Source organism: Streptomyces sp. NPDC021115, assembly GCF_044333065.1.
Classification (GTDB): Bacteria; Actinomycetota; Actinomycetes; order Streptomycetales; family Streptomycetaceae; genus Streptomyces.
Window position 1 is genome coordinate 26,853 of the sequence record NZ_JBIRQF010000019.1, and the last position, 24,772, is coordinate 51,624.

At 71.4% G+C, this 24,772-nt stretch carries 22 protein-coding genes and 2 pseudogenes; 15 read left to right on the top strand and 9 right to left on the bottom strand.

Features of this window, described 5'->3' with window-relative positions; translation table 11 throughout:
- Positions 1-39: 39 nt before the first annotated feature.
- Positions 40-1,275 carry an MFS transporter gene (locus tag ACH4TL_RS36780; RefSeq protein ID WP_398327815.1) on the bottom strand — a complete coding sequence of 412 codons (1,236 nt, stop codon included), beginning with the start codon at positions 1,273-1,275 and terminating at the stop codon, positions 40-42.
- Between the two features lie 158 nt (positions 1,276-1,433).
- Here ACH4TL_RS36780 and ACH4TL_RS36785 point away from each other — a divergent pair, with 158 nt between their 5' ends.
- Positions 1,434-2,063 (top strand): DUF4132 domain-containing protein, encoded by a 630-nt coding sequence (locus ACH4TL_RS36785; RefSeq protein ID WP_398425424.1) that lies wholly within the window; start codon positions 1,434-1,436, stop codon positions 2,061-2,063.
- A 185-nt stretch (positions 2,064-2,248) separates the two neighbouring features.
- On the opposite strand, the gene ACH4TL_RS36790 is transcribed toward ACH4TL_RS36785, so the two are convergent.
- A complete protein-coding gene (locus ACH4TL_RS36790) occupies positions 2,249-3,256 on the bottom strand; it encodes an ArsR/SmtB family transcription factor (protein WP_398327822.1) in 1,008 nt (335 codons plus the stop codon).
- 56 nt (positions 3,257-3,312) lie between these two features.
- Here ACH4TL_RS36790 and ACH4TL_RS36795 point away from each other — a divergent pair, with 56 nt between their 5' ends.
- Positions 3,313-4,080, top strand: coding sequence for an SDR family NAD(P)-dependent oxidoreductase (locus ACH4TL_RS36795; RefSeq protein ID WP_398328110.1), 768 nt, complete (start codon positions 3,313-3,315; stop codon positions 4,078-4,080).
- A gap of 3 nt (positions 4,081-4,083) precedes the next feature.
- Entirely contained in the window at positions 4,084-5,448 is a 1,365-nt protein-coding gene (locus ACH4TL_RS36800; RefSeq protein ID WP_398328113.1) for an MFS transporter, read from the top strand.
- Here ACH4TL_RS36800 and ACH4TL_RS36805 read toward each other — a convergent pair.
- Positions 5,342-6,103 (bottom strand): Tn3 family transposase, encoded by a 762-nt coding sequence (locus tag ACH4TL_RS36805; protein WP_398327825.1) that lies wholly within the window; start codon positions 6,101-6,103, stop codon positions 5,342-5,344. The two genes, ACH4TL_RS36800 and ACH4TL_RS36805, sit on opposite strands and share 107 nt — an antisense overlap.
- Positions 6,104-6,141: 38 nt before the next feature.
- On the opposite strand from ACH4TL_RS36805, the pseudogene ACH4TL_RS36810 reads away from it, so the two are divergent.
- Positions 6,142-6,633 (top strand): annotated as a pseudogene (locus tag ACH4TL_RS36810) (APC family permease); the annotation flags it as partial.
- Positions 6,634-6,685: 52 nt separating this feature from the next.
- Positions 6,686-6,814 carry a hypothetical protein gene (locus ACH4TL_RS36815; RefSeq protein WP_398328116.1) on the top strand — a complete coding sequence of 43 codons (129 nt, stop codon included), beginning with the start codon at positions 6,686-6,688 and terminating at the stop codon, positions 6,812-6,814.
- 6 nt (positions 6,815-6,820) lie between these two features.
- On the opposite strand, the gene ACH4TL_RS36820 is transcribed toward ACH4TL_RS36815, so the two are convergent.
- A complete protein-coding gene (locus tag ACH4TL_RS36820; protein ID WP_398327828.1) occupies positions 6,821-7,741 on the bottom strand; it encodes a LysR substrate-binding domain-containing protein in 921 nt (306 codons plus the stop codon).
- A 172-nt stretch (positions 7,742-7,913) separates the two neighbouring features.
- Here ACH4TL_RS36820 and ACH4TL_RS36825 point away from each other — a divergent pair, with 172 nt between their 5' ends.
- A complete protein-coding gene (locus ACH4TL_RS36825; RefSeq protein WP_398327831.1) occupies positions 7,914-10,808 on the top strand; it encodes an FAD-binding and (Fe-S)-binding domain-containing protein in 2,895 nt (964 codons plus the stop codon).
- Between the two features lie 4 nt (positions 10,809-10,812).
- On the opposite strand, the gene ACH4TL_RS36830 is transcribed toward ACH4TL_RS36825, so the two are convergent.
- Complete coding sequence (locus ACH4TL_RS36830; protein WP_398327834.1) at positions 10,813-11,994, bottom strand: ROK family protein; 1,182 nt, start codon at positions 11,992-11,994, stop codon at positions 10,813-10,815.
- Between the two features lie 170 nt (positions 11,995-12,164).
- Between ACH4TL_RS36830 and ACH4TL_RS36835 the strand changes: the two genes are divergently transcribed.
- From ACH4TL_RS36835 to ACH4TL_RS36855, 5 genes and pseudogenes are all read left to right on the top strand, one after another.
- On the top strand, positions 12,165-13,502 hold the full coding sequence (locus ACH4TL_RS36835) for an ABC transporter substrate-binding protein (RefSeq protein WP_398327837.1): 1,338 nt from the start codon (positions 12,165-12,167) through the stop codon (positions 13,500-13,502).
- Positions 13,499-14,479, top strand: coding sequence for a carbohydrate ABC transporter permease (locus tag ACH4TL_RS36840; protein ID WP_398327840.1), 981 nt, complete (start codon positions 13,499-13,501; stop codon positions 14,477-14,479). The genes ACH4TL_RS36835 and ACH4TL_RS36840 overlap by 4 nt, the downstream gene beginning before the upstream one ends.
- On the top strand, positions 14,476-15,330 hold the full coding sequence (locus ACH4TL_RS36845) for a carbohydrate ABC transporter permease (protein WP_398327843.1): 855 nt from the start codon (positions 14,476-14,478) through the stop codon (positions 15,328-15,330). The genes ACH4TL_RS36840 and ACH4TL_RS36845 overlap by 4 nt, the downstream gene beginning before the upstream one ends.
- Before the next feature lie 63 nt (positions 15,331-15,393).
- A pseudogene (locus ACH4TL_RS36850) lies at positions 15,394-16,422 on the top strand (Gfo/Idh/MocA family protein); the annotation flags it as partial.
- Positions 16,419-17,423: a Gfo/Idh/MocA family protein gene (locus ACH4TL_RS36855; RefSeq protein WP_398327845.1), complete on the top strand. Its 1,005-nt coding sequence runs from the start codon at positions 16,419-16,421 to the stop codon at positions 17,421-17,423. The pseudogene ACH4TL_RS36850 and the gene ACH4TL_RS36855, both read left to right, overlap by 4 nt.
- A 33-nt stretch (positions 17,424-17,456) precedes the next feature.
- Here the strand turns inward: ACH4TL_RS36855 and ppk2 are convergent, their stop codons facing one another.
- The 4 genes from ppk2 to ACH4TL_RS36875 form a co-directional block, all read right to left on the bottom strand.
- Positions 17,457-18,359, bottom strand: coding sequence for a polyphosphate kinase 2 (gene ppk2 / locus ACH4TL_RS36860; protein ID WP_398327847.1), 903 nt, complete (start codon positions 18,357-18,359; stop codon positions 17,457-17,459).
- A 17-nt stretch (positions 18,360-18,376) separates the two neighbouring features.
- Positions 18,377-18,610: a hypothetical protein gene (locus tag ACH4TL_RS36865; protein ID WP_398327850.1), complete on the bottom strand. Its 234-nt coding sequence runs from the start codon at positions 18,608-18,610 to the stop codon at positions 18,377-18,379.
- Positions 18,611-18,637: 27 nt separating this feature from the next.
- Positions 18,638-19,792 (bottom strand): anion permease, encoded by a 1,155-nt coding sequence (locus ACH4TL_RS36870; protein ID WP_398327852.1) that lies wholly within the window; start codon positions 19,790-19,792, stop codon positions 18,638-18,640.
- A gap of 79 nt (positions 19,793-19,871) precedes the next feature.
- Positions 19,872-20,828, bottom strand: coding sequence for a LysR family transcriptional regulator (locus ACH4TL_RS36875; protein ID WP_398327855.1), 957 nt, complete (start codon positions 20,826-20,828; stop codon positions 19,872-19,874).
- A gap of 131 nt (positions 20,829-20,959) precedes the next feature.
- On the opposite strand from ACH4TL_RS36875, the gene ACH4TL_RS36880 reads away from it, so the two are divergent.
- Genes ACH4TL_RS36880 through ACH4TL_RS36895 form a run of 4 tightly spaced genes read left to right on the top strand, consistent with a single transcriptional unit; the run spans position 20,960 to position 24,766 of the window.
- Positions 20,960-21,871: an ABC transporter substrate-binding protein gene (locus ACH4TL_RS36880; RefSeq protein WP_398327858.1), complete on the top strand. Its 912-nt coding sequence runs from the start codon at positions 20,960-20,962 to the stop codon at positions 21,869-21,871.
- Positions 21,868-22,818 carry an amino acid ABC transporter permease gene (locus ACH4TL_RS36885; RefSeq protein ID WP_398327861.1) on the top strand — a complete coding sequence of 317 codons (951 nt, stop codon included), beginning with the start codon at positions 21,868-21,870 and terminating at the stop codon, positions 22,816-22,818. The genes ACH4TL_RS36880 and ACH4TL_RS36885 overlap by 4 nt, the downstream gene beginning before the upstream one ends.
- Entirely contained in the window at positions 22,815-23,579 is a 765-nt protein-coding gene (locus ACH4TL_RS36890) for an amino acid ABC transporter ATP-binding protein (RefSeq protein WP_398327864.1), read from the top strand. Before ACH4TL_RS36885 ends, ACH4TL_RS36890 begins: the two co-directional genes overlap by 4 nt.
- 26 nt (positions 23,580-23,605) lie before the next feature.
- On the top strand, positions 23,606-24,766 hold the full coding sequence (locus tag ACH4TL_RS36895) for an NAD(P)/FAD-dependent oxidoreductase (RefSeq protein WP_398327867.1): 1,161 nt from the start codon (positions 23,606-23,608) through the stop codon (positions 24,764-24,766).
- Positions 24,767-24,772 lie beyond the last annotated feature (6 nt).

Consider the following 24,772-nt stretch of genomic DNA (forward strand, 5'->3'; position numbering starts at 1 on the left):
GGCCAAAGTGCCTTCGGGTGGCCGGGGCCGCGGATTCCCCTAGCCCTCGACGCGCTTCAGGCCGCGCACGGCCGGGATCGCCAGCAGAAGGGCGCAGGCGACGAGCGCCATCGACGCGGACACGCACAGCAGGGGCACCGTCCCCGCGACGACCGCGAGCGGTCCCGCCAGCGCCTGCCCGACCGGCTTCATCACCAGCGAGCCGGCCGCGTCGTACGCGTGCACCCGGCCGAGAACGTCCTGCGGGATGTGCGTCTGCACGCTCGTGTGGAACATCACGATCCAGAAGGCCATGCCCACGCCGCTCACCCCGTAGCACCCGGCGATGAGCGGCGCGGGAAGGCCGAGAGCGACGCCCAGCGGCATGAGCGCCCAAAGGATCATGGAGAGGGCGCCGGCCCGGAGCGGATGCCGCGGGCGGAGCTTGATCGCGACAATTCCGCCCAGCACACTTCCCGCCCCGAGGGACGACATGACCAAGCCGAACGTCGATGCTCCGTAGTCGGTGACGAGCGCGCTGTTGCCGAGGGTCATGGCGGGACCGGCACCGGCCAGTTGCCACAGCATGAAGACGACGATGACGCTCCACAGCCAGGTCCTGGCCCGGAACTCCCGCCACCCCTCCACGAGATCGGCCCGGAACGACGATTCGCCGTCCCGCGTTGCCGGGCCCATCGGGACCGAGCGGAGCAGGAGGAGGCAGGCGCCGCTGACCCCGTAGGTCAAGGCGTCGAGGGCGACCACCGTCGCCGGTGAGGAGACCGCCAGCAACAGCCCCGCCAGCGACGGGCCGATCACGGCGGTGACGGACTCCGAGATGCGGAGGGTGGCGTTGGCCTTCTGCACGTCCCGGGCCAAGCGCGGGGTGATGCTGGCGACTCCCGGCTGGAAGATCGCGCTGCCCGCCCCGATCAGGGCTAGCAGCACCAGGATCTGCCACAGCTTCGGCGTGCCCAGCAGGAACAGCAGGGCCAGTACCGACTGAGAGACCAGCCGGGCCGTGTCAGAGACGACCATCAACCGCCGGGCGCCGAAGCGGTCGGACAGCACCCCGCCAAAGATGATCAGTGCTGCGAACGGTGCTACGAGCGCGGCGAGCGCGTAGCCCACCCCAGTCGCCCCGTATCCCGCCCGGATCACTGCGGCCGTGATCGCTACGGGGAGCATCGCGTCGCCCAGCAGAGAGGTGGTGCGGGCGGTGAAGAACAGCCGGAAGTCCGCTGTCCACAGCGACGGGTCGGACGAGGTCTCCTCGACTTGCAGGTCATGGGCCATGTCCGAGCCAGCCACCGCACACCGCCCCACGTATGCCGTTGATCCCGACGAAGGCGACAGTGTCGTGCCTCGGCCGTCCGTCGGTCAACGGAATATGTTCGGCGCCGATTGTCGGTGGGTGCTGTCATAGCCAGCGCATGATGAGTCCCCTCGCGTGGGTGCCCGCGATTCACGGCCATGAACTGGCACTGGACGGGACGAGCCTGAGATGCCGTAAGGCCAATGGGCAGATCCTGAAGTCCATCCCCAGCGCCGTGCGGCACAGCCCGGTCGGCGAGCAGTTCGCGGCGCTCCAGGACCAGTTGGCACGGCACGAGAAGGAGTGCCGCGCCACCGTGGAGTCGTGGCTGCTGGGTGGCATACCGGTGCCCGCCGGGCTGCTCGCGCGGGTGTGGCCGGCCCCCGGCTGGCGGACCCGCTTGCAGCATCTTGTGGTGTTTGCCGACGGGCAGACCGGGCTGCTGAAGAAGGTGTCCGCGGAGGGGCGGGTGTGCCTGCGGGAGCGGGACGGCGCGCTGTACGAGCCGCCGGTCGCATCGCCCGTGACGCTGATGTCATCCCGTCGTGCTGGGCGGACTCGGGCCGTGGCGGCGACTGCTGGAGGAGCGGGGGGCCACGACCGGGTCCTCGATCCCGGCCTCGTCCGGGACGAGGTTCTGCCGGGCGGTCGACTGCTGGTCGGTCGAGACCCGCTTGTAGACCAGGTTCGCCACTCGTGGGCCCCTTCCGAACGGAAGGTCGGACCCTATCTGTCGTCAAACCCCTTCAGCAATCACCATCGGATCTGATGGGATTCGAGCCGCCGCGACCCCTCGGATTGCACGGGTTCATTGGACGCGCTGACCGCTTGAGTTCGCCATCGTTTGCCGACAGGGTGAGTCGGTCAGCGGATGGGTGGGGAACCAGCCAGCGGCTTGGTGGAGTGGGTAGTCGTCCGGCCAGGCGGGGTTGGGCGGAGGCGGACTGCTGAGCCTCAGCTGTCGTGGGTTCGCGGTTTGGTAGCGGTGGTCGTGAGTTGGTCGCCGAGTGCGCTTCTCCGATAGAGCACATGCCGTCCGTCACGTGTCCGGGTGATCAGTCCTGTGGCGTGCAGGACACGCAGGTGTTGGGAGACCGCGCTTGGGGTGACCCTGAGACGGCGGGCGAGCTCTACGGTGGGCAACGGCTCTTCCAGGAGGCTGAGCAGTCTCGCTCGGGATGAACCGAGGAGAGACACCAAGGCGGTTGTGTCGACGGTCGGCAACTCCGAGCCCCACAGCGTGGCTACTCCCCGGCTGGGATAGACGAGGCTCGGCGGCTCGTCCGGGCTGACGGGAGGCGCGGGTTTGTGTGCGAACACAGACGGCAGGAGCAACAGTCCCCGCCCAGATGCCGCAACCCGATGCCTGCTGATCATCTTGCGGATATACAGTTCTCCGCTTTGCCAGCGCAGGTTCGGGTGCATGTCGGCGAACAGCAGTCGGGCGCCTCCCAGGGCGAGCTGGCGGGCGCGGTAGGTCATGTCGGCTTCCAGCACCAGTCGCATCTGGGTCCACACCGGTTCGATGGCCACCTCCCAGTACTGCCGCAGGAGATCGCAGATGGCGTCGCGGAGTCTGGCGACAGGTGCGTCTTCGGCGGCGGTGGCGTCGCGGAGCGCTTCGGGAACAGGGTCGGGTGCGTGCGCAAGCAGCAGGTCGTGGCGGACCCGAGCGCAGGACGCTTGACGGACGACGGAGAGTTCTTCTTCGAAGGCCGGCGCGAAACCCGTGGGGTTCGGGGTCAGGAAGTCGGGGAGGGTGCGCCGCTGGGCGACCAGGGACATCAGTAGACCGGTGTCGAGCGTGCCGAGTCTGCCGAGTACGGACCTGCGCCAGGGCAGGTGCAGCGCGGACAGCCCCGGATCCTGGAGCATTCGCAGGCTGAACAGGGTTTCGTGCAGGGGGGAGAGGGCGAAGCGGGTGTCCGCGAGGTCCTCGACACCGAGCACAAAGCTGATCATTAAGACATACGCTACATCGATTGGCGACGCAACGTCGATGCCGTGGACTTCCTCCCATGACACACACAACTCATGTGCAGCAGACGGCGGTTGTCACCGGTGCTGCCCGCGGCATCGGCGCCGCTGTGGCCAGGCGCCTGGCGGGCGACGGCCTGGCGGTCGGAATGATCGATCTGGACGAGGCGGACTGCGCCGATACCGTGGAGGCCGTCACAAGTGTCGGCGGGGCAGCGCTGGCCGTCGCCGCTGATGTCGCCGACGAGGCCGCGGTCACTGCGGCCGTCGCCCGGATCACCGCCGCGTTCGGGCGGCCGACGGTGCTGGTCAACAACGCCGGCATCGGACCCCGTGCCGACCTTGTGGGCATGACCATGCAGCAGTGGGACACGGTCTTGGGGATCAACCTCAGCGGCCCTTTCTTCGCCGCACGTGCCGTCTGCCCGCACATGGTGACGGCCGGTTGGGGACGCATCGTCAACATGTCGAGCATCTCCGCGGTCGGTGATGCTGACCGAGTTGACTACGCCAGCGCGAAGGCGGGCTTGATCGGATTCACCAAGTCCCTCGCTCTCCAGCTCGGACCGCATGGCTTGACTGCGAACGCCATCGCGCCGGGATTCGTCGTGAGCGACATGACCAGGGTCTCAGCCCGGCGGCTCGGCCTGAGCTTCGAGGAGTTCCGGCACAGGGCGGAGCAGTCCATCCCAGTCGGCAGGGTGGACCTCCCTGACGACATCGCGCAAACCGTCTCCTTCCTCGTAGGTCCCGGGGCGGGGTTCGTCTCCGGCCAGGTCAACTACGTTGCGGGCGGGCCGGTGGACTGAATGATGAGCCGCCGGATAGTCCTGATCCTGGCTGTCACGTGCGCCGTGGCGGTGGGCAACATCTACTTTCCGCAGGCCATCGGACCGCTGGTCGCCGCCGGGCTGCATGTGTCACCCGATTCAGCTGCTGCGGTGGTGACCGCCACACAGGCCGGCTACACGGCCGGGATGGTCTTGCTGGTGCCGCTTGGCGACCGGCTCCCGCACCGCTCGTTCCTCGTCGTCCTCCTCGTCCTGACCGGTCTGGCACTGCTCGCAGCGGGTTGCGCGCCGGCTCTGCCGGCCCTCATTGCCGCCAGCACCCTTGTCGGCCTGACCACCGTGGGCGCGCAGATCGTCGGCCCCCTGGCCGCTGGTCTCGTGGCCGCTGACCGCCAAGGAGCGGTGATCGGCACCCTGCTGAGCGGATCGACCGGCGGCATGCTGCTGGCCCGGACCTTCAGCGGCACGCTCGGTGAGTGGCTGGGCTGGCGGGCCCCCTACCTGGTCGCCGCGGTCCTGGCCCTGCTCCTCGCCACCGTCTTGGCGTTCGCGGTGCCGACCACAACCCCGTCCTCCTGCCAGCGGTACGCAACGCTCCTGGCCGAGCCGCTGCGCCTGCTGCGCACCGAGCGAGACCTGCGCCGCTCGTGCTTCTACCAGGCAACCGTCTTCGCCGGGTTCTCCGCGGTCTGGACCTGCCTGGCGCTCCTGCTCGCCGGACCGGCTTACGGGCTGGGTGCCCAGGCGGTAGGAATGATCGCCCTGGCCGGAGCAGCGACCATGGTCTGCACCCCGCTCGCCGGCCGTCTGGTGGACCGCTACGGCCCCGATCCGGTGAACCTGGTCAGCATGCTTGGCGTCCTCGTCTCGGCCGCGATCCTCACCATTGGTGCCCGGGGCGGCACCTTGGGTCTGGCCGCCCTGATACTCGGCACACTGCTCCTCGACACTGCGATGCAGTCCGGCATGGTCGCCAATAAAGTCCGCGTCTACGCCCTGCGCGCCGACGCCCGCAGCAGGCTCAACACCGCCTACATGACCTGCGCCTACCTGGGCGGCAGCGCAGGTTCCTGGCTCGGGATACGAGTCTGGAGCCAGGCTGGCTGGTGGGGCGTGTGCGTGCTCGTCACGCTGCTCGCCGCACTCGCCCTGGTCCGCCACCTACTGGCGCTGTACAAGTTGGAGGAAAGCCCGGACAGGACCCGTGTCGCGAATGCGGATGGCCGCGGTCACCACCCTGGTGCTGGTGAAAGTGATCAGGCCTCGTACGGCGCCTCCGTTACTCGGGCTCGCCGTCGTCTGACTCGTCGTGGGCGTGAGGGTCACGCAACGGGCGCAGGCCAGGCGCCGCGGGCCGGGGGAAAGCGTAGCGGTCGGGGAAGTTGATGTGGTCGTACTGGAGCGGCGAGAACCGGGCGAGCAGTTCGTCGGTGACAGGGAAGCCGTCGGCGGCGAGCTGCTTGACGGCGGTGTCGATGGAGAGGCTGTTGAACAGCACGACAGCGTTGAGCACCAGGCCGAGGGCGCCGAGCTGGTCCTCCATGCCCTCGCGGTAGTGCTGGCGCAGTTCGCCGCGCTGGCCGAAGAAGATCTTCCGGGCGAGGCGGTGGCGGGCCTCGGTGACATTCAGATGGGCACCGATCATCCGCCGGTATCCCTCATCCGAGACGAACTGGAGCAGGTGCAGGGCCTTGAAAATCTGCCCGTAGTGGGCGAACGCGTCGCCCAGCCCAGTCGGATTGCCGTCCCGGGAGAGCATGCGGATCAGGTCGTGACCACGGACCTTGCCCAGAGTCAGGGAACCGACCACACGGAGCATGTCGCCCCAGTGGGCGCGGATGCGGTCCAGGCGGATCGTGAGCGAGTCGCGCAGCGTCCCTGGCACTACCAGCCCGCCAAGCCCCATCACTTGGTCGTTGACGACGTTCAGCCAGGTGGCACCCTTGTGCCGCAGGCCGAAGTACCGGGGATTCGAGCCCGCGTACAGGGTCTGTACCGGGACCGTGCCGGACTCCGTCGGCGGAGGCGACCAGGCCGTCACCCCACGCCCGTACGACGTCAATCTTCGCTTGCGCCTCGATGAACAGGCCGCCACCGCCATCGGCATGGTCGTGCTCGCCCAGCGTCCCACCGTCCCGGACCTGGTGGGGATCGAGCGTCGGGCTGAACGGGCTGGCCAATGTCATCGCCGTCGGCGCGGTGATCGGCATCGTCACCGTGACCTTCTCCTTCATGATGGGCGCCTCCCGCCTCTGGTACGCCCTCAGCCGGGACGGGCTGATGCCAGCCTGGTTCGGCGCCATCCACGCCAAGCGCAAGGTGCCCCACCGCGCCACCTGGGTCATCGGCAGCGTGGCCGCCGTCTTCGCGGGTCTGCTGCCCATCAACGCCGTCGCCGACCTCACGAACATCGGCGTGCTGCTGGCCTTCGTGGTGGTCTGGTCGGCCGTCCTGGTCCTGCGCTACACCAAGCCCCACCTCAAGCGGGGCTTCCGCTGCCCGGGCATGCCCTTCGTGCCCGTCCTCGGGATGGTGTTCTCCGTCTGGCTCATGTCGTTCCTGCACTGGGAGACCTGGGTCCGGATGGGCGGCTGGCTCGTCGCGGGCCCGCTCATCTACGCCCTTGTACGGATACCGCCGCACCCGGAGCGTCATGCCGGGCGGCTCGGTGGACCTCGACGCCCTCGACACCATGACGGAATCCGAAGAGCCCGGGTCCGCGCCCGAGCCGGACCGGGTCCCGCCCCGGTAGCGGCGCCTATGACGCGGGCTCCTCGACCGGGTGCAGGTACGGCTCGTCGGCGGGCACCGCGCGCCGCAGGGTGTCGAGCACCGTGCCGAGCAGGGGATTGGTGTTCTCGGCGCGGTGCAGGGCCATCACCTGGCGGTGCGCGGACCGCTGGGTGAGCCGGGTGGCCTGGATCGCCTCGCTCGGCGCGTGGCCGAGCGCCGGGACGACCGCCACGCCGAGCCCCGTGGACACCAACTCCCGTACGACGTCGTAGTTGTTGCTCCGGAACGCGACCTCCGCGTCGAATCCGGCGGCCGCGCAGAGCCTGACCAGCGAGAGGGCCCCGGCCGTGCCCTCCGCGCTGGTGATCCAGCGCGCCTCGGCCAGCTGGGGAAGGCTTGCCCCCAGCCTGCTGTCCGCGGCCCGCAGCAGGACCAGGTCCTCGCGCAGCAGGGGGTGGCGGGTCAGCCCGGCGGGCCACTGCCGGGGGCTGAGCCCGTACTCGTAGACCAGGGCGATGTCCAGATCACCGCTGGTGAGCAGGGCGATCAGATCCTCCGGTTCGCCCTCCTCCAGCTGGATCCGCGCCCGGGGGTGGGTTTCGACGAGCGCCGACAGCGCGGCGGGTACGAGCCGTACGCTCGCCGTCGGGAAGCTGCCCAGCCTCAGCCGCCCGGTGACCCCGGTGGCCAGCTCCCGCACCTGCTGGTCCAGATCGTCCAGGGCGGCCAGTGCCCGGCCGCTGAGGTCGACCAGCCGGTGGGCCGCGGCGGTCGGACGGATCCCGTGCGCCTCCCGCTCGAACAGGACCAGACCGGTGTCCTTCTCCAGGGCCGAGATCTGCTGCGAGATGGCGGAGGCGGTGTAGCCGAGGTCGCGCGCCGCGACGGCGAACGAACCGCTGCCGACGACGGCCTTCAGGGTGAGGAGGTGCAGGGGCTTGAGCAACGCGGCTCCTCGCGGGCACGGGGCGGACCGGGTACCAGGAGCATAAGGAACGCTTTCCCTCCCCCGTGAAGACTATCGCCCTGCTGAGCCTTGTGAAGCGTCCGCGCCCGCCCACATCGTGGGGTCCCACGGAGGATCCACGTGATCGGTGAGCACACGAGGAGCGAGCGCGGTGAGCACGACAGCGCCAGGCAACGGCGGTCCCGGCCCGGCAGCGGTGGCCGACGCACTCGCCCGGGCGGACTGCGGAGAGGTCTACGGCGACGCCGGACGCCGCGCCCAGTACGCGGCCGACGCCTCCAACTACCGGCAGGTCCCGCTGGCCGTGGTCTTCCCCCGGACGCGGCGCCACGTCCTCGCCGCGCTCTCCGCCTGCCGCCGCCTCGGCGTGCCCGTCACCGCCCGTGGCGCGGGCACCAGCACCTCCGGCCAGGCCGTCGGCCCGGGCGTGGTGCTCGACTTCTCCCGCCACTTCAACCGGCTGCTCGCCCTCGATCCGCGGGCCCGTACCGCGACCGTGGAGCCCGGCATCGTCCTGGACGACCTCCAGACGGCCGCCGCCGGGCACGGCCTGCTGTTCGGCGCCGATCCCTCCACCCACAGCCGCTGCACCCTGGGCGGAATGATCGGCAACAACGCCTGCGGCACCCACTCCGTGGCCTGGGGCCGCACCGCCGACAACATCGAGGAACTCGAAGTCGTCACCTACCGCGGCACCGTGGTCCGGCTCGGCGAGATGACCCAGGACGAGATCGACCGGGCCATCGCCGCCGGAGACGACCGGGGCCGCCTCATCGCCTCCCTGTACGGACTCGCGCGGCGCAACCTCGCGACGCTGCGCACCGAGGTGGGGCGGTTCCCGCGCCAGGTGTCGGGCTACGCGCTGGAACACCTGCTGCCCGAGCGCCGCTTCCACCTCGCCAGGGCGCTGGTCGGCAGCGAGGGCACCCTGGCCGTCGTCCTCTCGGCGACCGTCCGCCTCATCCCGCGCCCGCCCGCCCGGGCCCTGGTGGTCCTCGGCTACGAGGACGCCTGCGCGGCCGCCGACGCCGTACCCGCCCTGCTGGACCACCCGTTGCTCGCGCTCGAAGGGCTCGACCAGGCGCTCACCGATGTCGTCACCCGGCCGGAGACCCACGCGGCCATCGACACCCTGCCCGCCGCGCGGGCCTGGCTGTTCGCCGAACTCGGCGGCGACACGGCCGACGAACTGGCCCCGCGCGCCCAGGCCCTCGTCACCGCGGCCGAACGGACCGCGGGACTCACCGGCAGCGAGGTCATCACCGACCCCGGCCGGGCCCGGCGGCTGTGGCGCATCCGCGAGGACGGCGCGGGTCTGGCGACCCGTCTGCCCGACGGGTCCGAGGCCTGGCCCGGATGGGAGGACGCCGCCGTGCCGCCCGGTCGACTCGGTTCGTATCTGAGGAAGTTCAACGAGCTGATGGACCGGCACCGGCTGAGCGGCGCCGTGTACGGACACTTCGGCGAGGGCTGCCTCCATGTGCGCATCGACTTCGACTTCAGCACCGAGCACGGCACGGCCGTCTTCCGCGCGTTCGTCACCGACGCCGCCGAGCTGGTCGTCGCACACGGCGGCTCGCTGTCCGGCGAACACGGCGACGGCCAGGCCCGCTCCGCGCTGCTGCCGCTCATGTACGGGCCCGAGGTCATCGCCCTGTTCGAGGAGTTCAAGAACATCTGGGACCCCGACAACGGCCTCAACCCCGGCATGATCGTGCGGCCGCTGCCCGTCGACGGCAATCTGCGGGTCACCCCGCACCGCACCCCGCTCCCGCTGACCACGGTCTTCCCCTTCCACGCCGACGACGGCGACTTCGCCAAGGCCACCCGCCGCTGCGTCGGCGTCGGCAAGTGCCGTACGGCCACTCCCGGCGGCGGCGTGATGTGCCCCAGCTACCGGGTCACCCGGGACGAGAAGGACTCCACCCGGGGACGCGCCCGTCTGCTGTACGAGATGACGCAGGGCGAGGTCATCACCGACGGCTGGCGCTCCCCCGAGGTCCGTGACGCGCTGGACCTGTGCCTGTCCTGCAAGGCATGCGGCACCGACTGCCCGGTCGGCGTCGACATGGCCACCTACAAGTCGGAGTTCCTGCACCACCACTACAAGCGCCGTATCCGGCCCGCCTCGCACTACAGCATGGGCTGGCTGCCGCTGCTGTCCCGGCCGGCCGCCCGCATGCCACGGCTGGTCAACGTGCTGACGTCATCACGGCTCGCACCCCTGGTCAAACGGCTGGGCGGCATCGCCGCTGAACGGGAGATACCACGCTTCGCCGACCAGACCTTCCTGTCATGGTTTCGCGCCCACGCACCGGGCGGCGACGGCCACCGCGGACCGGTGATGCTGTGGGTGGACTCGTTCAACAACCACTTCACCCCCGAGGTCCTGCGGGCCGGGGTGGCGGTGCTGGAGAACGCCGGTTTCCAGGTGCGGGTTCCGGAGGGAACCCAGTGCTGCGGGCTGACCTGGATCACCACCGGACAGCTCGGCGTCGCCCGCCGTATCGCCCGGTGCACCACCGCCGCGCTCGCGCCCGCGGTGCGCGAGGGCATCCCGGTCGTCGGCCTCGAACCCAGCTGCACGGCCGCCCTCAGGGGCGACCTGCCCGAACTCCTCGACGGCGACGACGACGCGCGTGCCCTGGCCCGCGCCACCGTCACCCTCGCCGAACTCCTCGTCCACCGCGCGCCCGACTGGCAGGCCCCGGCCCTCGACGCCCGCTCCCTCAGCCAGACTCACTGCCACCAGCACGCCACCTCGGGCTTCGGCGCCGACACCACACTGCTGCACCGCATGGGAGTGGACAACACCGCCCTGGACTCGGGCTGCTGCGGCCTCGCCGGAAACTTCGGCTTCGAACGCGGCCACTACGACGTCTCGGTGGCCGCGGGCGAACAGGTCCTGCTCCCCGCCGTACGCGCGGCCGCACCCGGCACCCACATCCTCGCTGACGGATTCAGCTGCCGTACGCAGATCGCCCAGCGAACCGACCGCACCGCCACCCACCTCGCCCAGCTCATCGCCCGCGCCCTCCCGTCCTGACGCCTCAGCGCGGGGTGAGACTGGTGGGGCGGGTGCGCAGCACGGCCTCGACGGAGGAGAGCGCGAGGCGCACCGCGCCCGTGATCACGGCCTCGTCGCCGAGGGCCGACAGCCGCCAGCGCGGCGGGTCCACGAGGAGGCCGTCGGCGTGCCGCTGGGCGGCGTCGAGGAGGAGTTCGGCGGCGGGCAGCAGGTCGGGGGCGCCGAACGGGCCGGTGCCCAGCACGACCAGCGCCGGGTCGAGCGCGAGCAGTACTGGGGCGATGCCGTCGGCCAGCCGCCGGCCGTACGACGCGACGGCCCGGGCCGCGTCCGGATCGCCCGCGGCCGCGTCCCGGACGGTGTCCGACGCCTGCGGCGGCAGGCCCGGACGCGGGGGAGCGGGCTCGCTGGGGAGGCCGGGGAAGCGGATGAAGCCGATCTCACCGGCCGCCCCGTGGTGGCCGCGCAGCAGCCGCCCGCCGGTGATCACGCCCGCGCCGAGCCGCTCACCGAGCAGCACGAACACCATCTCGTCGGTGTCGCCGCCGACACCGCACCAGCGCTCGCCGAGCGCGGCGAGGTTGGCGTCGTTCTCCACGGTCACCTGGCAGTCGAGCTGCTCGCGCAGGATGCCAACGATGTCCGCCCGGGCCCAGTCCTTGAGGTTGTCGGCCTGCCGGATGGTGAGGTTGTCCCGGTCGACCAGGCCGGGGGTGCCGACCGTCGCGGCCCACACCCGCCGGGTGTCGACGCCCGCCCGGCCGATGGCGGCCTCGATCACCGTCGTCACGGCGCGGGCGCGGGCGCGGCCGGTGAGGTCGGCACGAACCGCCTTGCGCTCGACGGCCACCGCCCGGCCGTCCAGATCGGCGAGGCAGGCGGTCACCGACCGGGCCCGCACGTCGACGCCGACGACGAAGCCCGCGCGGGCCCGGAAGCGGAACCGGCGGGCCGGGCGGCCGGGGGAGCGCTGACCGCGCGCGGACTCCGCCGCGGCGGTCTCGATGAGGCCGCAGTCGGCCAGCTCGTCCACGATGGCCTCCACCGTGGGGCGGGACAGCTTGGTGGCCTTGACCAGCTCCGACAGCCGGGGGTGGCGCTCCGCCGAGCGGACGGCGGCCAGGATGGCGGCGGCGTTGGTGGCGCGCAGGTCCGCCACGCCCACCACCGCGGGCAGGGGCGGGTCCGGATCGGTGATGACCAAGGGATTCAGCCTCCTGACATCGGTACCGGCTCTTGACGCCCACGTGTGCCATGCCGATTATGAAACGAAACTGCTTTATTAAATCACGCCCTGCCTCCCCCGCACAGGGCCCCGCCGCGCCCCGCGCAGCCCGGCATCTCCTCCTCTCCTCGCCGTCTCAGGAGACCCCCGTGAGACCCACCCTTCCGCCCCTGTCCAGACGTGCCTTCCTCGCCGCCACCGGCGTGGCCGGCGCCACCGCCCTCGCCGCATGCGGCAGCCTGACGCCCGGCTCCTCCGCCAAGAAGAGCAGCGCCGGACCCGCCTCCACCGCCGTCCCGACCGGCAAGAAGCTCACCCTCGTGCTCGCCGACGCGGACGACACCACCATGACCCCGGGCCTGGTCAGGGCCTTCATGGCGAAGTACCCCAACGTCACGATCAAGCGCCAGTACACCGGCTGGGACGACTACCTCAAGAGCATCAACACCACGATGTCCGCGGACACCGCACCCGACATCGCCCAGTTCACCTCCGGCATGCAGAACCTCGTCCGAGGGCGGCTGCTGCTCGACATGGGCGCGTACCGCAGGGCGTACGGCTGGCCCAAGAAGTTCCCGGGCCTGGACCAGATCACCTTCTCCGACGACGGCAAGACCGTCGGCACCGGACAGCTGTACGGGGTGCCCGCCGGGCTGTCCTTCGAGGGCGTGTATTACAACAAGGCCAAGGCCCGCAAGCTCGGGCTCCGCCTGCCTCCGGCCACCCTGGACGACCTGGAGGCGATGTTCGCCAAGGCCAAGGCGGCGGGGGAGACCGCGCTCGTCGAAGGCAACCTCGACGGCGGGCTCAACCACCCCTTCAACGTCCTGCTCTCGGTCTTCATGAAACCCGCCGACCGCGAGGCATGGGCCTTCGGCCACAAGGGCGCCACCCTCACCGGCCCGGAGGCGCTGAAGGCCGCCCGGACGCTTCTGCGCTGGGTCGACGCGGGCTATGTGACGCCCAGGACCAACGGCCTCAGCGACAACGACGCCACCGCCGCCTTCGCCAAGGGCGAGGGCGTGTTCCGTATCAGCGGCAACTGGGCCGCGGCGGCCGTCGCCAAGGGCCTCGGCGACGACGCGGGCTACGTCAACGCACCGCCCGCCACCCGGGGCGCGCCCTCGCGCACCACCGGCGCCGGGGTCTACTACTGCGTGTCCAGCAAGTGCGACAACCCCGACGTCGCCGCAGCCTTCCTGGACTTCGCCGCGAGCCGGGCCGCCGCACCCGTCATCGCCAAGGGCGGGTTCATGGCACCCGACGCGGCCGCCATGCCCCGGCAGAGCGGACTGCTCGCCGAGGTGCAACAGGGCTGGCAGGGCATCGTCAAGGACTCCGGTCTGGAGCCGTTCGTCCAGAACGCCTCCACCACGACCATGGCCGACACCCTCACCACCCAGCTCCAGCTGCTCGCCGGGGGCAAGGTCAGCGCGGAGAAGTTCCTGGCCAACCTCCAGCAGGACTACGAGAACTACCACGCATGACCGCCACCGACCGCCTCGCCACCGGAGCCCACCGCCGCCCCCGCACCCGGCAGCGTCCGCGCCCGCGCCCACGTCCGGGCGCGGCCGGGGCCGTGACGACCGACGCGGGCCGACGACGGCGCCGCCGGGCCGTGGCGCTGCTGTACGTCCTGCCCGCCCTCCTCCCGTACACGCTGTTCGCCGTCCTCCCCGCCCTGCACACCGCCTATCTGTCGCTCTTCGACTGGGACGGCGTGACCCTGCCGTCCTTCGTCGGCCTCGACAACTACCGGCGCGTCTTCGCCGACCCACAGCTGCGCGCCGCGTCCTGGCACGCGGGCGCGCTCATCGTGTTCTTCTCCGTCCTGCCCATCTGCCTCGGCCTGGTCTCGGCGGCCATCGTGTCCCGCCGCACCGGCCGGGGCACCGCCCTCATCCGCGCGCTGCTGTTCCTGCCGCAGGTCATCCCGCTGGTCGCGGTCGCCATCATCTGGCGCTGGGTGTACGCCGATGACGGCACCCTCAACCAGGCGCTGCGCGCCCTCGGCCTCGAACGGCTCGCCGACTCGTGGCTGGGCAGCTTCACCTGGGCGCTGCCCGCCGTCGGGCTCATCGGCACCTGGGTCGTCTCGGGCCTGTGCATGGTCCTGTTCCTGTCCGGGACCCAGCGCATCGACCAGGAGATCTACGAGGCGGCCCGCATGGACGGGGCGGGCCCGATCCGCGAGTTCCGGTCCATCACCGTTCCGCTGCTGCGGCCCGAGATCGCGGTCGCCCTGTCGATCACCGTCATCGCCGCGCTCTCCAGCTTCGACCTCATCTACATCACCACCGGCGGCGGCCCCGGCAACACCACCGTCGTCCCCGGCATCCTCATCTACCGCCTCGCCTTCGGCGGTGGCGCCGTCGGCCTCGCCAGCGCGCTGGCCGTCGTCCTCACCGCCGTCATATCGGTGGCCGTCCTCGTGATCAACCGGCTCGCCAGGGAGGCCCCGTGACCACCGCCACCGCCCGACCGGTCACCACCGCCCGCGCGTCCGCCAGGGGGCTCGCGGCGCCCGCCGTCCTCGCCGTGTTCCTGGCCGTCGTACTGATCCCGTTCCTCTCCCTGCTGCTGGCCGCGCTCCAGCCCGCCGGTACGCCGCTCACCGGCTTCGCCTGGCCCCGCGGCATCCATCTGGAGAACTTCGGCCACGCCTGGTCCGCCGCCGGATTCGGCACCCTGCTGCGGTCCAGCGCGGTGATCGCCCTCAGCGTCGTGCCCGCCGCCGTGGTCTGCGCGACGCTGGCCGGATACGCGCTCGCCACGATGGACGTCCCCGGCCGCGGCAAGCTCTACGCGTATCTGCTGCTCGGGCTGTCCATCCCGGTCGAGGTCACCGTCATCCCGCTCTACTACGACCTGCGGGCCGTCGGGCTCACCAATACCGTGCCGGGCCTGGCGCTCGCCGAGATCGGTGCGTTCATGCCGTTCGGCGTGTTCTGGATGCGGGCCCACTTCGCGACCGTGCCGCGCAGCCTCATCGAGGCCGCCCGGCTGGACGGCGCCTCGTCGTGGACCACGCTGTGGCGGGTCCTGATGCCCAGCTCCCGGCCCGCGGTGACCACCCTCGGCGTCCTGTACTTCGTCTGGAGCTGGAACCAGTTCCTGCTGCCGCTGGTGCTGATCCAGGATCCGAGCCGCCGCACCGCGCCCGCCGGGCTCGGCCTGTTCACCGGACAGTACGAGGTCGACGTACCGCTCCTCGCGGCGGCCACGCTGATCGTGATCGCCCCCGTCGTCCTCGTCTACCTCTTCTTCCAGCGCCACTTCATCAACGGAGTGCTCAGCGGCGCCCTCAAGGGCTAGCCCTCAACGTCCAGACGCCCTCAACGTCCAGACGCCCTCAACGTCCAGACGCCCTCAACGTCAGGAAAGGCCATGGCAGAACTCGACATCGCGCTGATCGGCGCGGGCGGCATCGCCCGTACCCACCTGCCCGCCTGGGCCGCGCTCGGTGCCCGCGTACGCGTGTACGCTCCCGACCCGCACACCGCCACGCTCGCCCACGAATTCGGCGCCACCACGGCCGACTCGCTGCACGACGCGGTCAGTGGCGCCGACGTGGTGGACATCTGCACCCCCACCGACACCCACCGCGCCATCGCGCTGGCCGCCATCGCCGCCGGGGCGCATGTGCTGTGCGAGAAGCCCCTCGCGCTGAGCGCGGCCCACGCCGGGGAGATGGCCGATGCCGCCGAAGCCGCCGGGGTGCGGCTCTACCCAGGACACGTGGTGCGTTACTTCCCCGCCTACGCCCGGCTCCGCGCCGCCGTCGCGAGTGGCGAAGTCGGCCGGGTGGCGGTCGCCCGCTTCACCCGCACCGGCCGCTACCCCACCTGGAGCCGCTGGTTCGCCGACCCCGCCCGCTCCGGCGGCATCCTGGTCGACCAGATGATCCACGACCTGGACATCGCCCGCTGGCTGTTCGGCGAGGTGGTCCGCGTCCACGCCTATCAGCGCGGCCACTTCACCGCCCCCGCACCGGCCGCGGCGGTGGCCACCGGGGGCGCGGTCCTCACCCACGAGGGCGGGGTCATCAGCCAGGTCGTGGGCGTCTGGGCGCCCCCGGCGACCCGGTTCCGTACGACTTTCCATGTGGCCGGGACCGGCGGGACCGTACACCACGACTCGCTCGCCGCGCCCGGTCTGCGCGTCACCGGCGCCGTGGCCGAGGAGGACGGCATCCCGGCCGGTGACTTCGGCGAGTCCCCCTACCTCACCCAGATACGCGAGTTCGCCGAGGCGTTCGCGGGCGGCCCGCCGCCCCGGGTGAGCGCCCGCGACGGCGTGGCCGCCGTCCGTATCGCCGAGGCCGCCGCCCACTCCGCCCGCACGGGACGCGCCGTCGAGCTGACCGGCCCCGAGCTGACCGCCGTCGAGGAAGGAATCCCCACGTGAGGGTCGCCGTACTGTCCTTCGCCCACGTCCACGCCGCGACGTACATCGAGCTGCTGCGCGACCGCGACGGCATCGACCTGATCACCGCCGACCCCGGCGCCCCGCCCGGCGACGCCACCCGCGGCCGCGCCCTCGCCGAGCGGCTGGGGGCGGCGTACGCGGACACCTGGGACGAGGTCTTCGCACCGCCGCCCGACGCGGTCGTGGTGTGCAGCGAGAACGCCAGCCACCGGCCCCTGGTCGAGCGCGCGGCGGCCGCGGGCGCCCAGGTGCTCTGCGAGAAGCCGCTCGCCACGACCGAGGCGGACGCCCGCGCCATGATCGACGCCTGCGCGCGCGCCGGGGTCGGCCTGATGACCGCCTATCCGGTGCGGTTCAGCCCGGCCTTCGCCGCCCTCCGGAGCACGTTGACCGACGGCTCCCTCGGGGCCCTCGTCAGCGTCCACGGCACCAACAACGGCACCAACCCCGCCCGGGTGCGCGGCTGGTTCGCCGACCCGGTGCTCGCGGGTGGTGGCGCGGTCATGGACCACACCGTCCACCTCGCCGATCTGATGGACGTCCTGCTCCACGGTGAACAGGCCGTCGAGGTCTACGCCCAGGCCAACACCGTCCTCGACGCCGACTCGCCCGTCGAGACGGCGGGGCTGGTCACCGTCCGCTACCCGAGCGGCGCCGTCGCCACCATCGATTGCAGCTGGAGCCAGCCCCCGGCCCATCCCACCTGGGGCGGGCTGACCCTGACCTGCGTGGGGGAGCGCGCCATCGTCGAGTTCGACGCCTTCCCCCGGCTGCTCGGCGGCTTCGACGCGCGCAGCGGCCGTACCCGCTGGGAACCCGGCGGCACCGACCTGGACGCCGCCATGCTGGACGAGTTCCTGGACGCCGCCCGCACCCGGCGGCGCCCCCGGCCCGACGGCGAGGCGGGCCTGCGCACCCTGCGCGTCGTGCTGGCCGCCTACGCCTCGCTGCGCACCGGACAGCCCGCCGCCGTCGGCTGAGGCTGAGCCCGGCCGACGTGCGCCGTACGCCCGTCAGCGTTCGTCGGCGTCGTCCTCGCCCGCCTCCAGCAGGCCCGCCGCCGCGCCGATGATGCGCGGATCGGGGGTGCCGACGACCTCCTCGTCCTTGCCGGTGTAGTCGAAGCGGGCGAGCACGCTGCGCATGGCCTCGACACGGGCCCGCTTCTTGTCGTTGCTCTTCACCACCGTCCACGGCGCGTGCTCGGTGTCCGTCTCGCGGAACATGGCCACCTTCGCGGCGGTGTAGGTGTCCCAGCGGTCCAGCGAGGCCAGATCCATCGGGCTGAGCTTCCACTGCCGTACCGGGTCCACCTGGCGGATCGTGAAGCGGGTGCGCTGCTCGCTCTGGGACACCGAGAACCAGAACTTCACCAGGTCCACGCCGTCGTCCACGAGCATCCGCTCGAACATCGGCGCCTGGCGCATGAAGCGCTGGTACTCGTCCTCCGCGCAGAAGCCCATCACCCGCTCCACACCGGCCCGGTTGTACCAGGACCGGTCGAAGAGCACGATCTCGCCCGCGGTCGGCAGATGCTCCACGTACCGCTGGAAGTACCACTGGCCGCGCTCGCGCTCGGTCGGCTTCTCCAGCGCCACGACCCGGGCGCCGCGCGGGTTGAGATGCTCGGTGAAGCGCTTGATGGTGCCGCCCTTGCCCGCCGCGTCCCGGCCCTCGAAGACGATGACGAGCCGGCGTCCGGTCTCCTTGATCCAGCTCTGCAACTTCAGCAGTTCGATCTGCTGGAGCCGCTTGTGCCACTCGTACTCCGGGCGCTCCATGCGCTGGGTGTACGGGTAGTTCTCCCGCCAGGTGTCGACCGGGCTTCCGTCCGGCCGGATGAGCACGGGGTCGTCATGGTCGCTGTAGTCGACCCGCAGGTCGGCCAGTTCGGACAGCGAGGGCGGTTTCGTCATCCGGTCCTCCTACCCCCTCAGTGGAACTGCGGCACGATGAGATAGATGCCGTACGCGACCACCGCCGCGCACGCCACGAAGCACAGTCCGGCCTGGGCGAGGCCGACGGTGGAGCCGGTGCCGTTCCCCTCCCGGGCCGCCTCGACGCGGGCGAGGCCCAGCACACCGAGGGCGAAGACGGTGACCACGGCGACGGTGACGCCGATGCTCACCGCGGTGACCTGGCCGAGTGCGGTCCAGTCGAGATGCATCGTTTTGACTCCCCGGTTCGAAAGGGCTTACGCGGCCGTGCCGACCGTGGCCGGCGGCTCGGTACGGATGGTGACCTCGTGGGCGTCGTTGACGTTCTTCGCGTCCACGGGGTGACGGCGCGAGAGGAGCACGATGCCCCCGGCGAGAGCCGCACCGACCAGGGCGACGACCGCCGCGCCGATGTTGCCGCCGTTGGTGACCACGCTCGCGGAGACGCCACCGACCACCGCGGCGGCGGGCAGCGTGATCATCCAGGCGATGACCATGCGGCCCGCGACGCCCCAGCGCACCTCCGCCAGCCGCCGGCCAAGGCCCGCGCCGAGGATGCTGCCGGAGGCCACCTGCGTGGTGGACAGGGCGAAGCCGAGGTGCGCGGAGGTGAGGATGACGGTGGTGGAGGCGGTCTCGGCGGCGAAGCCCTGCGGCGACTGGATCTCGGTGAGCCCCTTGCCCATGGTGCGGATGATCCGCCACCCGCCCAGGTACGTGCCGAGTCCGATCGCGAGGCCCGCGGAGCCGATCACCCACAGCGGCGGACCGGCGTCATGGCCGAGCGCTCCCGCCGAGATCAGGGTCAGCGTGATGACACCCATGGTCTTCTGCGCGTCGTTCGTGCCGTGTGCGAGGGACACCAGCGAGGCCGAGGCGATCTGACCGGCCCGGAAGCCCTTGGTCACCGACTTCTTACGGGCGCGGTCGGTGAGCCGGTACGCGAGGTAGGTGGCCAGCAGCGCGGCGACACCAGCCACGACCGGTGAGGCCACTGCCGGGATCAGCACCTTCTCGACGACCTTGTCGAAGTGCACGCCATGGGCGCCCGCCCCGACCCACACGGCCCCGATCAGCCCGCCGAACAGGGCGTGCGAGGAACTCGACGGCAGCCCGACCAGCCAGGTCAGCAGATTCCAGAGGATGGCCCCGACCAGTCCTGCGAAGATCATCCCCGGGGTGACCAGGGTGTCGTCGACGATGCCACCGGAGATGGTCTTGGCGACCTCGGTGGACAGGAAGGCACCGACGACATTGAGGACTCCGCTCACCAGAACCGCCGTTCTGGGGGTGAGCGCGCCGGTGGCGATGGAGGTCGCCATCGCGTTCGCGGTGTCGTGGAATCCGTTGGTGAAGTCGAAGGCGAGGGCCGTGACGACGACGACCGCCACCAGGAAGGTGATGTGGTCCATTCCTGTATGCAAACAAGCCCAGGCCAATGCCCGGCGAACGCGTGGCAAAGGAAGTACAAGGACAGCGCGCGGGTCGGCTTCAGCCGACGACCGTGGGGTTTTGTGCGCCGCCGCCCCGCTCGGGCAGGGCGGCCGCTGCGGTGTGCAGGAGGGCCAGGGCCTGGGGGAGGAACGGGTTGGGGTCGCTGGTGCGGCGGGTGGCATAGACCCGGCGGGTGTGGGTGGGGTCGGTGAGCCGGACCAGGTGGGTGCCGGAGGCGTCGGGTGAGGCGGAGGTGTCCGCGATGGCGAGCTCCGGCGCGATCGCCACCCCCAGGCCCTGCCGGACCAGTTCGTAGGGCAGGTTGTAGTCGTTCGTACGGAACAGCACCTCGGGCAGGAAGCCACCGGCCGCGCAGATGTGGCGCAGGCAGCGGGCGGCGTCGGTGTCCTCGTGGTAGCTGATCCAGCGCTCGTCCCGCAGATCGGCGAGGCGGATGTGCCGCCGTCCGGCGAGGGGGTGTCCCGCGGGCAGGAGGACGTAGAGCGGCTCTTCGCGCACCAGCGTGTGATCGAGGCCGTCCGGCCAACTGTGCGGTACCACCCCGTACTCGAAGATCACGGCGAGATCCAGCCGCCCCTCCACCACCGCGGGCACGGTGACCTGCGGGTCGCCCTCCTCGTAGCGGACATCGACCTCCGGCCGGTCGCGGAGGAAACCCGTCAGCACCGTCGGCACCAGCCGGAACCCCGCGGACCAGAAGCTGCCCAGCCGCAGCCGCCCCCGTGTCGCGGCGGCGTAGGCCCGCATCTCGTTCTCCGTAGCCGACAGGTCGGCCAGCAGGCGGCCCGCGCGCCGGGCGAGCTGGAGCCCGGCCGGAGTGGGGCGCACGCTGCGCGGTGAGCGCTCGAAGAGCGCGACGCCCAGGGCGCGTTCGACGGTGGATATCTGCTGGGAGACTGCGGAGGGCGTGTAGCCGAGGCGCTGGGCGGCCGAACGGAACGAGCCCGCGGCGACCACCTCGCAGATCGCCTGCAACTGCGGCGGGGTCAGCATCAAAGGAACTTAACACTCCGCGTGGAAACGTTCATTCTCCCTGTTCTTGCCCAGGAGATCGCCATCGCGCAGATTGGGCGGTCACCAGCCCTGTGCCGGTCCCCCGACCAGCAGCCCAGAAGGGAGGCACCGTGCCCGGAAGGCAGGCGCGCGCCCGCGCCACCGCACTTCCCCTCGCGCTCGCGGCACTGCTCACGCCCACCGTGACGGCGTGCGGCGGCGCCACGACCGTCAACCCGTCCAAGGTGCCCCACCAGCGCGTCGACCCCGCGCTCCGCGCGCTGCTCCCGCGGGACATCCGCGACAAGGGGTCCCTCACGTCGGCCGTCGGCAACGACTACCCGCCGCTGTCCCTCCTGGACATCGACAACAAGACCGTCATCGGCGCCGAACCCGACCTCATCCGCGCGGTCGGCCAGGTCCTCGGTCTCCGGGTCCACCTGGTGCAGGCGAACTTCGACAGCATCATCGGCGGTGTCCGGTCCCACCGCTACGACGTGGCGATCCAGGCCATGCTCGACAAGAAGGAACGCCAGTCGCAGGTCACGTTCGTCGACTACATGAAGACCAGCAGCTCGATCCTCGCCTCCGAGAAGGCCGCCGGGGGCATCCGCTCCCTCCGCGGCCTGTGCGGCAACCAGGTCGCCGTGGAGCAGGGCACCTCGCAGGTGGACGACGTGGCGGCGCAGGCGAGGAAGTGCGCGGCGGACGGCAAGCCCGAGCTGGAGAAGCTGGTGTTCCCCGACTCCGTCGGCTGCTTCCAGGCACTGTCCACGGGCCGTGCCGACGCGTTCGTCGGCGGCACCCCCACCGTCGTCTACCAGGCCCGGATGTCGCACGGCAGGTTCCGCACGGCCGGTGAGCCGTACCGCTACCTGCCCTACGGAATCCTGATCGACAAGGAGGAGCGGACGTTGATACGGGCTGTCCGCGGTGCCCTTCAGAAACTCATCGACAACGGCACCTACGCGAAGATCCTCGACCAGTGGAACATCACCTCCGGGGCCCTGAAGCGCGCCACGGTGAACGGGGGCGCGGCATGACCGACACCCTCACCAAGGCGGACCCCGGCGGCACCGGCTCCGGCCGCGCCGCGGACACCCTGCGCGCCGTCCCCGTACGCCGCCCGGGGCAGCGCGCCGCCGCGGTCGTCGTGGCCTTCCTGCTGGTCTTCCTGCTGGAGGGCTGGATCACCAATCCCCGGATGCGGTGGGGGACCGTCGGGGAGTTCCTCTTCTCCCCGGTGATCATGGAGGGGCTGCGCACCACCCTGCTGCTGACCGCCCTCGCCATGGCCGTCGGCATCGTCGGCGGTGTCGTCCTCGCCGTCCTGCGGATGTCCGCGAACCCGATCCTGTCCCGGCTCAGCTGGGCCTACATCTGGCTCTTCCGCGGCACCCCGCTGCTGGTCCAGCTCCTCTTCTGGTACTTCCTCTCCGCGATCGTCCCCACCATCGGCCTCGGCATCCCCTGGGGACCGACGTTCGTGGAGGCCGAGACGAACGTCCTCATCACCCAGCTCACCGCCGCCGTCCTCGGCCTCGGGCTGCACGAGGCCGCGTACATGGCCGAGATCGTCCGCGCGGGCATCACCTCCGTCGACGACGGCCAGAACGAGGCCGCCCAGGCTCTGGGCATGTCCCGCGGGCAGACCCTGCGCCGGATCGTGCTGCCGCAGGCGCTGCGCATCATCATCCCGCCCACCGGCAACCAGGCGATCTCCATGCTGAAGACCACCTCGCTGGTCTTCGCCATCGCCGTGCCCGAGCTGCTGACCTCCATCCAGGGCATCTACTCGCGCAACTTCCAGCAGGTGCCGCTGCTGGTCGTCGCCTGCTTCTGGTACCTCGTGGCCACCTCCGTGCTCAACGTCGGCCAGTACTACCTGGAACGGCGCTTCGGCCGCGGCACCAGCCGCACCCTGCCGCCCACCCCGCTCCAGCGGCTGCGTACCGCGGCCCGGAAACACCGTGAGGAGAGCGCACGTTGACCGCCGCCGTGATCAGAGCCGAGGGCGTGCACAAGAGCTTCGGCCGCACCGAGGTGCTCAAGGGCATCGACCTGACCGTCGCCCCAGGGGAGGTGATGTGCCTCGTGGGCCCCTCAGGGTCCGGCAAGTCCACCTTCCTGCGCTGCGTCAACCACCTGGAGACCATCGACCGGGGGCGCCTGTACGTCCGCGACGAACTCGTCGGCTACGAGGAGCGGGACGGCAGGCTCCACGAGCTGAGCGAGAAGGCCGTCTCGCGCCGCCGCCGGGGCATCGGCATGGTCTTCCAGCGCTTCAACCTCTTTCCGCACATGACCGCGCTGGAAAACGTCATCGAGGCTCCCGTCCAGGTCAGGAAGGAGCCGAAGGAGCAGGCCCGGAAGCGCGGCGCGGAACTGCTCGACCGCGTCGGCCTCGCCGACAAGACCCACTGCTACCCCGCCCAGCTCTCCGGCGGCCAGCAGCAACGCGTGGCCATCGCCCGCGCCCTGGCCATGCGGCCCGAGCTGATGCTGTTCGACGAGCCCACCTCCGCGCTCGACCCCGAACTCGTCGGAGAGGTACTGGAGGTGATGCGCGCGCTCGCCGACGACGGCATGACCATGGTCGTCGTCACCCATGAGATGGGCTTCGCCCGCGAGGTGGGCGACTCGCTGGTGTTCATGGACGACGGCGCCGTCATCGAAACCGGCCCGCCCGCGGACGTGCTGAGCGACCCGCGCCACGAACGCACCCGAGCGTTCCTCAGCAAGGTCCTCTGAACCGCCTCGCCTCCGAAGGAGTCTCCATGACCCGTGCCCTCGTCATCGGCGCCGGAGTGATCGGCGCCGCCACCGCCCACCGCCTCGCCGAGGCAGGCGTCGACGTCACCGTGCTCGACGCCGGCGGACCCACGCCGGGCACCTCCAGCGCCACCTTCTCCATCGACGTCACCCACCTGAAGACGCCCCACTCCTACTTCCTGCTCAACCAGCGCAGCGCCGCGCTCCACCGGGAACTGGCGGAGGAGTTCCACGCCCGCACCGGAGCCCCCGGCTGGCGCCACCCCGCACCGCTCGTCCAGTGGGGCCACACCGAGGAGGAACAGCGCACCCTCCGCGCGCGTGCCGAACGCCTCGCCGCATGGGGACACCCCTGCCGCACCGCCGACCCCGGCGAACTGCGCACGCTCGCACCCGCCGTCGACCCCGCCTCCTGCCGCGCCACCGAACTCGTCGTGCACGACGACGCCACCTGGTACGACGCCCCCCTCCTCGCACGCACCCTCCTCGACCGGGCCGCGGTGCTGGGCGCCGACATCCGCTACGACACCCCCGTCACCGCCCTGCTGCGGGACGGGACACGCGTCCGCGGCGCCGAGGCGCGCGGCTGCCGCTTCGAGGCCGACCACGTCGTCAACTGCGCGGGCCCCGGCGCCGGGCGCATCGCCGAACTCGCCGGGGCACGGCTGCCGCTGCGCCGGATCCCAGGGCTGGTGGGCGAGTCCGTCCCCCTCGCCGAGCCGCTGCGCGCCATCGTCGCCACCCCCGGCGTCGACCTGCGCCCCGCCCCGGGCAACCGGGTCTGCGCCATCTCCTGGCCGGTCGACGCCCTCCTCGACCCGACCCCGGCCACCCGGGTGCCGTCCGAAGCGGACCTCCTCGGCCGGTGCGCCGCGGTCCTGCCCGCCTTCCGCGCCCTGGGAGCCACCCGGATCGGTGTCCGCCCCGTTCCCGAAGACGGCCTGCCCCTGGTCGGCCCGCACCCCGACGCACCCGGCCTCTACACCATCGCCACCCACAGCGGCGTCACCCTCGCCCCGCTCCTGGCCTCCCTCGCCGCCGGGGAACTCACCACAGCCACCCCCGATCCAGCCCTGGCCCCCTACCGCCCCGACCGTGACACCTCGCAGCCCATCCGCGACGAGAGCCTGGCCGTGATGAGCGGCCACCGCGCCGACGCCGGTTGAAGGTGC